The organism is Bacillus sp. JJ1503, assembly GCF_036965125.1.
GTDB lineage: Bacteria > Bacillota > Bacilli > Bacillales > Cytobacillaceae > Cytobacillus.
The window spans coordinates 1-9460 of sequence record NZ_JBALOZ010000263.1; the positions used below are offsets into that span (position 1 = coordinate 1).

Sequence of the window (9460 nt, forward strand, 5' to 3'; positions counted from 1 at the left end):
GTAATACCATTAGTCCATTAAAACAAAAAACAAACGGGAGGTATAGAAATGTATGTACCTAAAGGAATTATTCCAGCTTTAACAACACCATTTAATGAGGATGGAAGTATTGATTTTATTAGAAACAAAAAGCTTATCAATCATTTAATTGAATCTGGTGTACATGGAGTAGTGGTAGCCGGAAGTACAGGTGAGTATACGTTATTAACTACAGAAGAGAGAAAGGAACTGATTAAGGAAGTTATCAAAGATGTAAATGGTCGTGTTCCCGTAATTGCTGGAACAGGTTGCCACAGAACGNNCACTTACACAATTTGCTGCAGATGCAGGGGCACAAAGCGCATTGATCCTAACACCACATTACTTGAAAACGACAAGAGAAGGAATTGTCGATTACTTTAAAGTAATTGCCGCAAATTCAAGTATAGGTATCATTGTTTATCACTATCCTGGAGGAACAGGAGTAGAAATTGATGCAGAACTAATTTATGAATTAAGTCAGATTGATGGGGTTGTAGGAATAAAAAACACAACAGAATTTGATATCATTTCTCAATCAATTGATGCAACGAAAGACGTTCCAAACTTTTCTGTTTTAACAGGTTATCAGCATACGTTACTGCCGACGCTTGCGATTGGAGGGCATGGAACAATTTGTGTTATTCCAAATCTTATCCCGAAGGAAATTGTTAAGATGTACGACCTAATAGTAAAAGAAAACGATGTGAAAGCAGCGGCAGAGCTTAATAAAAAATTGATAGGTCTTTACAATATTGTGGACGCAATTCCGTTCCCGGGGAACTTAAAAGCAGGGCTTGAAGTTCTAGGTTTTACAGGCGGCACCGTGCGTTCACCGTTAGTCCCTGCCACTACAGAAACAAAAGAAAAAATCCGGGAGAAATTGAGTGAACTAGGGTACGCCGTCAAAGAAACAGTATGATAGCGAAAGCTTGTGTACATTTAATAAATGAGCAGTATCTTTTACACGAATACGATTATTAAGAACAGCTAGTGAAAAATGGGTGCTTCAATACTATGGATACATAGATTTGAGCACCCTATTTGTTCAATGCTAGAGTTGCGTTTTCTAATGAAATACCTCTAATATCTCCTTCCTCTTAAGTGATAAATAAAGATTAATATGAAAATCGACTATTCATCCCACTTAATTAGCAAAGAAGCTTAGCTCCTAATTTAAACTTATCAAAATCAAACTCGTCACATAATATACATAATACACGTTCACTCCTCCCTTTCTTATGTAATACTCATCATATAATTCTCTCCCATCAACCGGCGACTAAATTCGCTGCGAAGTTTTATTCCTGGGCAATCAAAATAATAAGCTGTAGCAGAATCCTTTGAGTGATATCCAAGATTTAAAAACAGCTGATGAGGACAACGAAACAATTCAAGGCTGGCATTATCAAATGAAGCAATATCGACACGCATTAAAAGAACGTGGAATCGTCCAAAGTATGTCCCGTAAGGGGAATTGTTTAGATAACGCAGTCATAGAGAATTTCTTTGGCTTATTAAAGTCTGAATTACTATATCTCAAAGAATTCGAGAGTATGGAGCATTTTAAACTAGAATTAGAAAATTACATTTACTACTATAATCACAAACGAATTAAGGCAAAACTAAAGGGCATGAGTCCCGTACAATACCGAACTCATGCCCAAGAGGCTGCCTAATATTCGTGTCTAACTTTTTGGGTTCACTTCAAAGATTGGTCACTTTTCATTAAAACAGGACTTCTTTAAGTACCTGGTCTCTTATTTAAGGTTTTAAAGCATTATTCGTTACCAAATCATTAGGAATTCCAGACTTCTCTTCCAAAAAAAGTATTTTAGAGAATTCTGCTGACTAACAGGAGTAGAGTTTGAAAACTTTCTTCCTCTTCCATAAATAAATAAATAAACAAGGGAATATAGTGAAGAAATGTTTATTTCCCCTTATGAAAAAAGAGGTGAAAACACCTCAATTTAACATTGTTAAAAGACATACGAAATTTCGGTTGTTTTTCATCCATTGAACATCCTCACAAAACAAAAGTCTGGCCCTTCTATTATTTATCAATGGTAAATTTCGATGTATTAATAGAAAGCTTTTGTTCTAAGATATAGCCAAAGCGATATAATGTTGCTTCGTCAAATTCCCGACCAATAAACTGTACACCGATTGGCATTCCATCAGAAGAAAATCCACATGGTAAGGACAAACTTGGAAAGCCATTAAAGTTTGTAGGTGCGGTTAACTTTATAATCGACCAACGTATGTGTTGTCCTTCATATTTTTCTAGATCGACATGACGTTCATTAATTTTCGGTGGTAATATCGGCAAGGTAGGAGTGAGCAGTACATCGACTTCCTCTAAAGCCTTGTTAAACTCATCTTTAGCAAGTTGACGAGTTTGCAAAGCTTGTGCATATTCATACCCTTTTGTATCAAGTGCTGTTAATAGACGCTCTTTTACCTCGTCATCCCATTGATTTGGATAATCCATCAAATTTTTTTCATGAACTGCATATGCCTCGCTTCTTAAAATGGCCTTATGGGCTTCCGCAAACTTTTCAATGTTTGGTAAATCAACAGTTTTAATAGTCACCCCAAGATCACGTAATTCCTCAATGGATTTTTCAATAATGTTCCTTACCTCTCCGTTCAAATCATCGAAATAGTATGTTGAAGGTAGCCCTATTTTCATGCCTTCAATTCCTTTTCCTATAAATCGGGAAAAGTCTTCAGTATCGCGCTGGATTGAACTAGGATCATTAGGATCATACCCTGCAATAGAATTTAGAAAAATTGCATTATCTGTTACAGTTCGAGTTAATGGACCAACATGATCAAGTGTCCAAGAAAGAGGATAAACTCCATATTTGCTAATTCTCCCATATGTTGGTTTTATTCCAACAACTCCGCAAAAGGAAGCTGGTACTCTTATAGATCCACCTGTATCGGTTCCCAAAGATCCAAAGCCTAAACATGCAGATACACTCGCTCCAGACCCACTACTTGATCCTCCAGTTATCCTTTGTGTATCATAAGGATTTTTTACTGGGCCAAAAAAAGAGCGATCACCAGTAGGACCATATGCAAATTGATGTGTATTTAATTTTCCAATGATAATAGCTCCAGCTTGTTTCAATTTTTCAACAACGGTGGCATTGTATTCTGGAATATAGTCTTGATATATTTCAGATCCCATTGTAGTTCTCATGTTATTTGTATAAATTAAATCTTTTAGCCCTATAGAAACTCCGTGAAGCGGACCTCTGTATATACCTGCTTCTATTTCCTGCTCAGCTTGTATCGCTTGTCTAATTGCATCCTCTCGATCGACTGTAATAAAAGAGTTGATTACCTGATCAACATCTGCAATTCGATCTAGCAGCTGTAAAGTAACTTCTACTGGAGTCACTTTTTTCTCCTTAATCAAGTTAGAAATTTTCGTAATATCATAGGTTAATAAATCCTCTTTTGTTTTCAATTAGATTCACTCCTAATAAATTTTTATACTACTTAACCAACAATAGTGAAATCTGAGGGAAAATTATGACAGCAACCAGACCTATTATCAATATTGCATAGAATGGGACAACACCGCGTACAACATTTCCTACCTTTTCCCTTGTTATCCCACTTACCACAAACAGATTCAACCCGACAGGCGGCGTAATCATCGCAAGCTCCATGTTTATTGTCATAATAATTGCGAAGTGAATTAAATTTAAGTCAAACATGATTAATATTGGTAATAAAATCGGCAAAGTAATGAGAATGATAGAAACAGCATCTAGAAACATTCCCAATACAAAGAACATTAAATTGACACCTATTAAAAATACCCATACATTTGTAGAACTTGATTCAATCCAATGAGCCACCGTTTGAGGAATTTGTTCAGTTGTTAAGAACATTCCGAATATATTTGCTGATGCTATGATTAGGAAAATCATAGCAGTGATATTAATTGATTCTTTCGTGACGTTATAAAATAATTCAAGTTTCATTTCCTTGTATACAAACACAGAAATAATGATTGCATAAAGAGCCGCAACAAACGAAGCTTCCGTAGGAGTCATTATACCTGTATAAATACCACCTAAAATTAAAACTGGCAAAATAAATCCCCATAAAGCTTTTCGGGATTTTTTAATTCTCTCTGACATACTGGCTTTTGGCATTGTACCGTAATTTTTTATTCGCGCATTAATAATAGCTGAAATCATTAAAAGACAGCCTAAGAGTATACCTGGTAAAATACCAGCAGTGAAGAGGTCTCCAATTGATTGTTCGGAAACAACTCCATAAATAATTAGTGGGATAGAAGGTGGTAATAATATCCCAAGGGTTCCTGCGGCTGCAACAAGTCCCATTGCATACCGTTTGCTATAACCTGCTTCAACCATTGCCGGAATCATGACCGTGCCAATAGCTGCTGCTGTCGCTGGGCTAGAACCAGAAATAGCAGCAAAAATCATACAAGCTAGGATTGTTGCAAGTGCAAGTCCTCCTTTAAAGTGACCAACCCATGATTTTAGTGCTTCTATTAAATAGAAAGAAATGCCGCCCCTGGCCATTATAATACCTGCAAAAACAAATCCAGGAATTGCCATTAAAGCTGAAGAATTAACGGATAGGAACATTTTTTCTATAACTGGATACATAGTGAAATCTATTAAAAATAATGCAAAAATACTCGATAATCCAAGACTGACAGCAATAGGAACTCTAATCAAACATAGAACAAAAAATGAAATAAGTAATACCACTGTTGGATTCATAACGGACCCCCATTCTACTAAATTGCATTTTTAACACTATCTTCTTTGTCATATAATTCCTTATGAGCTGGGGTACGAATTGCTTTGACAGTTCTTAATAGGAAATACAATGAAAGCAGCGCCATTCCGATTGGCATAATTAAGTAAGTAATCCAAATCGGAATCCCAACATCAATACTTACCCTCCCCTGACTTTGAGCAACATTCACCATTTTAATGCCCATGATTGTTAGATAAACACTAAACCCTGATCCAAGTAAGTTACTAATTATATTCATCACCTTTTTATTAATTGGAGACATCCTATCATAGACTAAGTCTACTACTATATGACGTTCATCCTTTAGCGCCATTCCAAAACCAATAAAAATAGAGGCAACCATTAGTGTTTCAAAAATTTCAGTTGACCAAGTAACCGGAGCATTAAGGACATAACGCATAAAAATACCATAGATACAAATAATAGACCCAAGAATAAATAGAATTACAGCTATTCTTTCCTCCACTTTCTCAAAAATCTGAAATACCTTTTTCATTAAATAGCCTCCTTTCCAAATAAAAGAAATATGAAACAAGATTATGGAAAGAATTCCACAATCTTGTTCATCAATTAATTGTTGGCTTGTCTAGCAGCTTCAATATACTCTTGACCTATTACATCAGAAAATGCATCATAAACAGGAGCCCAAACATCATGGAATGCTTGTAGATCTTCATCGGATAGTTCCGTTATTTCCATATTTCCTCTATCTTTGATTTTCTCTAGGGCTTCCTTATTCATTTCTTTAGCAGCTTTTATTGCTGCCTCTGTAGACGCTTTTACACCGTCTTCAATAATCTTTCGTGTCGGTTCATTCAAACTATCCATAAATTCTTTGTTTACAAAAAACGCTAAGTCTACCCGTGCTTCTCCTGTAATAGTTAAATACTTCTGAACCTCGTCAAACTTTTTTGATTCAATGTTTACAAATGTATTTGTTTGACCATCAACTGTCCCTTGTTGTAGGGCAGTATAAAGTTCAGTGAATGGCATCGATACGGAGCCAGCCCCGACTGTTGAAAATACCTTTTCTAATACTTGACCACCTTGAGTGCGGAATTTTATGCCTTTTAAATCTTCTGGTGACTTAATAGGTCTAATGTTGTTTGTAAGATGCTTCGGTCCATTCGGCCACATTGCAAGACCATAAAGTCCATCTTTCTCAAGGCTTGATAGAATTTCCTTACCCTTCTCGCCTTCCCAGAATTTAACGGCCTCATCATCCCCTTTAAATAAAAATGGTAATGATGGAATATTAAAACGTGGGTCATCACCAACCAATTTCGCCATATCTATTTGCGTAAATTGAACATTATTTGCAACGATATTTTGAAAAACATCTTTATCTCCGAAAAGTTGTCCATTCGGATACACTTGAACTTTGATTTTTCCATCGGAAGCTTTTTCTATATATTCTTTAAATGCAAGAGAACCTTTATGTTGAGAAGTATTTTCTGCAACCTCATGGGCAAGTTTTATTGTTAAGTTCTGAACTTCATTGCCGTCACCGCTATTTGCTGAGTTATTAGCTGTTTCTTTATTACCACATGCTGATAAAAAGATTAATAAAGCAATTGAAATAGCTGTTAAAAGGTATTTCTTAAAACCTTTCATGAATAATCCTCCTTGAATTTAATAGATTTATTGTCTTTCTTACAAAAAAAATTTCTTTTACTAGCACCTCCTTAATTGGGAGTCCTTTTTATAGATTTTTTTGAACATGATCATTAATGATTAAACAGAAATTGCCATTATTAACGTATTGCTGATTTCTGAACTATTCTTGAGTCTTTTTAGCTGGCTTCAGGCTCCCTATCTAACAGCTGTCGTCCGTCGACATATATAATATTTAGAATAATAAATATTATCAGAAAATTCAAGTTAAATATCAGATACATTATTATTAATAAAACAACAGGAGTTTATTCCCTATCTAACTCTATTTCGTTCGCAATGGCTATATGTGTGGCGAAGACTTGGAAGTAAAGGTTATTTGAACAATTATTAATAAGGATTATATGAAACTGCTAAGATTAAATTTCAGGTTAGGAAAGAGAAAAGAATCACGATACTCCTGTACGTGATTCCTTTTTCCCTATGTCTACTATTTTTCAAATAGAGTGGATTTAAATTTACTCTTTACCATTTATTGAAAATTTCCGCCTTAATATCTGTAATATTATATCCATTGGTTGGTACCATATCCTGTGGACAAGCAGAGATTCCAATAATCAGGTCTGAAAATGCTTTAAATACAACATAGTCTCCAGGTTGTGATTCTGGTTCAACGATAGCAGCAAAGGTGCCATCGTGATTGATTGGAGAGTTTTGGAATAAATTAAGTGGGTCTGGTATAAATCCATAATCAATCTCGTATTCTTTAAGAGCCTCTGCAAAATTATCCCGGCAATTTCTATGATTTTCAACATTAAAATCCAGTTTATACCGTTGTGGATCACAACAAGGATAAAGAGTATCATGCACGCCTATAGTATCTTCTACCATTTCTAAAAGGGCATTGCGATAGTTACTAAACAACTTATCACCCTTCGTAACGAAGAGCCGTCCATTCATTGTACGAGTATGTGCAGTAGATAAGTACTCATCCCTTTTATCTACACTTATTGCAATGAAGTCAGCGACTTGCTTCCCTTCTACGTCTATAACTTTCAAATATTGTCCTTTATTTAATTTAAATGAATAACCTGTTCCACCTGGAATTAAAAATTCTCTTTTTTCCAATTCATTTCCCTCACTTTCATGCATCAACTGTTTCACTCTCTACTACAGTGCTCTTTTTTGTTTCCCATTTTTTTGTGATGAATCCCAATAGATCGAGAATTATCCGTGCTGCTGTTTGGCCTGTCATTCCTGTAGGATCATAGGAAGGAGCTACTTCAACAAGATCAAATGCTACTACATCTCCGTGATTTGTAATGGCCTCTAATAATTCGTTTACTTCATCATAATAAAAGCCCCCCGGAGATGGGGTACCTGTTCCTGGACAAAGTGATGGATCCAGGCCATCTATATCCATTGTAAGGAAATAGCGACCACCTTTTGGAATACGGCTTAATACACCTTCAATCCCTATTTTTCTTAATTCTTTCGGACTCAAAATCACACTTCCGTAAGCCCTAGCATCATCAAAATCTCCTTTTTTACTGCTTCCAATTCCACGAATGCCGAGCTGAGCCATTTCATTAATATGATCCATTTCAGCCATGCGTCTCATTGGACTTCCATGACCATAACGTTGTCCTGATCGCTCGTCTGCCCAATCCAAGTGAGCATCTATTTGAATGGCGCATAAAGGTCCTAGTGAATCTAAGGCCTCTGCCACTGGAATTGTAATGGAATGATCTCCACCTAATACAACAGGGAATGCCCCTTTTGATACTATTTTCCTTATTGCTAGTTCAATATTTTCGAAGCTTTGTTTAAGATCGCCATGAACAATATCAACATCTCCACAGTCGACAATTTTTAATGGTGGTGCTAAAAACATAGTATCTCGTTCCGGATCGTAGGAACCTTCTAATCCAAAGCTATAAAGGGTAGACCCTTCCCTAATACTGCGCGGGCCAAAGCGAGTACCAGAACGCCATTGGGTTCCCATATCATACGGAACTCCAATAATAGCAATATCTGCATCCAGTTCATCTAGATTTGTACAAATCGGATACTTACCAAAGGAACAAATTCCTGTGAATGGTAAATTCAATTTTTGTTTAACATATTGTTTATTTGGTTCGTACATAATATCTCCTCCTCATAATCACTAAAGTTATTATTTATTTCCAAGCACGCTAGTCAAAAATTGGCGTAATCTTTCACTTTTTGGATGTGAAAAAATTTCTGCTGGCGGCCCTTCCTCCACTACAATGCCTTGATCCATGAAGATAATCCTATCAGCTACATCACGAGCGAAACCCATTTCATGGGTTACCACAATCATCGTCATACCTTCGGAGGCCAAATCCTTCATGACTTTTAAAACTTCTCCTACCAACTCGGGATCAAGTGCGGATGTCGGTTCATCAAATAACATTATTTTAGGCTCCATCGCAAGTGCTCTTGCTATAGCAACCCTCTGCTGTTGTCCTCCTGATAAACTAGAAGGGTATGCATCACGCTTTTCCGTTAATCCAACCTTCTTCAATAGTTTTTCTGCAAATTCCACTGCCTGTTTTTTATCCTTTTTGTGAACAAGCAAAGGGGCCTCAATTAAATTATTTATGACGGTTTTATGTGGCCAAAGATTGAACTGTTGAAAGACCATTCCAACTTTAGAGCGAATTTGGCGCAGGTTCATTTCATTTTTCCTAGAAGTGTCTTTTTGCGGAAAAATATCATCACCATCTATAGATATATTTCCTCCTGTTGGACTCTCTAATAGGTTTAGGCAGCGTAACAGCGTACTTTTCCCAGAACCACTAGGTCCAATAATACAAACAACTTCACCGTGTTTAATATTTAAGTCAATACATGATAATATTTCTTGGTGACCAAAAGATTTCTTTAATCCTTTTACTATAATTGCTTCTGTTTTCGTTAATGTTTCAGTCATTTTTCTCCCTTCTTTCATCAGGACAAAGTTTTAATATTCATATCCTGTTTTTTTATT

7 protein-coding genes and 2 pseudogenes are annotated in these 9460 nt (G+C 36.0%); 2 read left to right on the forward strand and 7 right to left on the reverse strand.

The features are described from left to right. Positions 1–48 precede the first annotated feature (48 nt). Together dapA and V7149_RS19305 are read left to right on the forward strand one after the other, a co-directional pair. A pseudogene (dapA, locus tag V7149_RS19300) lies at positions 49–940 on the forward strand (4-hydroxy-tetrahydrodipicolinate synthase). Positions 941–1412: 472 nt separating this feature from the next. After that, positions 1413–1697: pseudogene (locus V7149_RS19305) on the forward strand (IS3 family transposase); the annotation flags it as partial. Between the two features lie 374 nt (positions 1698–2071). Here V7149_RS19305 and V7149_RS19310 read toward each other — a convergent pair. The 7 genes from V7149_RS19310 to V7149_RS19340 all read right to left on the reverse strand — a co-directional run bounded on the left by V7149_RS19310 (position 2072) and on the right by V7149_RS19340 (position 9403). Then, positions 2072–3496, reverse strand: a complete 1425-nt coding sequence (locus V7149_RS19310; protein WP_335347223.1) for an amidase — start codon at positions 3494–3496, stop codon at positions 2072–2074. 28 nt (positions 3497–3524) lie between these two features. Beyond that, on the reverse strand, positions 3525–4793 hold the full coding sequence (locus V7149_RS19315; RefSeq protein WP_335347224.1) for a TRAP transporter large permease: 1269 nt from the start codon (positions 4791–4793) through the stop codon (positions 3525–3527). Positions 4794–4810: 17 nt separating this feature from the next. Further along, positions 4811–5329, reverse strand: coding sequence for a TRAP transporter small permease (locus V7149_RS19320; protein WP_335347225.1), 519 nt, complete (start codon positions 5327–5329; stop codon positions 4811–4813). A 74-nt stretch (positions 5330–5403) separates the two neighbouring features. Continuing rightward, the gene (locus V7149_RS19325; RefSeq protein ID WP_335347226.1) at positions 5404–6447 is read right to left on the reverse strand and encodes a TRAP transporter substrate-binding protein; all 1044 of its coding nucleotides are present in this window, start codon (positions 6445–6447) and stop codon (positions 5404–5406) included. A 525-nt stretch (positions 6448–6972) separates the two neighbouring features. After that, positions 6973–7575: an urea carboxylase-associated family protein gene (locus V7149_RS19330; protein WP_335347227.1), complete on the reverse strand. Its 603-nt coding sequence runs from the start codon at positions 7573–7575 to the stop codon at positions 6973–6975. Between the two features lie 16 nt (positions 7576–7591). Continuing rightward, complete coding sequence (gene speB, locus V7149_RS19335; RefSeq protein WP_335347228.1) at positions 7592–8593, reverse strand: agmatinase; 1002 nt, start codon at positions 8591–8593, stop codon at positions 7592–7594. Positions 8594–8623: 30 nt separating this feature from the next. Continuing rightward, a complete protein-coding gene (locus tag V7149_RS19340; RefSeq protein ID WP_335347229.1) occupies positions 8624–9403 on the reverse strand; it encodes an amino acid ABC transporter ATP-binding protein in 780 nt (259 codons plus the stop codon). Between the last annotated feature and the right edge of the window lie 57 nt (positions 9404–9460).

What these genes read in the sequence shown, in the direction of transcription:
- V7149_RS19315 (WP_335347224.1), bottom strand. Translation starts at nt 4,793, where the DNA reads ATGAATCCAACAGTGGTATTACTTATTTCATTTTTTGTTCTATGTTTG.
- V7149_RS19325 (WP_335347226.1), bottom strand. Translation starts at nt 6,447, where the DNA reads ATGAAAGGTTTTAAGAAATACCTTTTAACAGCTATTTCAATTGCTTTA.
- V7149_RS19340 (WP_335347229.1), bottom strand. Translation starts at nt 9,403, where the DNA reads ATGACTGAAACATTAACGAAAACAGAAGCAATTATAGTAAAAGGATTA.
- V7149_RS19320 (WP_335347225.1), bottom strand. Translation starts at nt 5,329, where the DNA reads ATGAAAAAGGTATTTCAGATTTTTGAGAAAGTGGAGGAAAGAATAGCT.
- speB (WP_335347228.1), bottom strand. Translation starts at nt 8,593, where the DNA reads ATGTACGAACCAAATAAACAATATGTTAAACAAAAATTGAATTTACCA.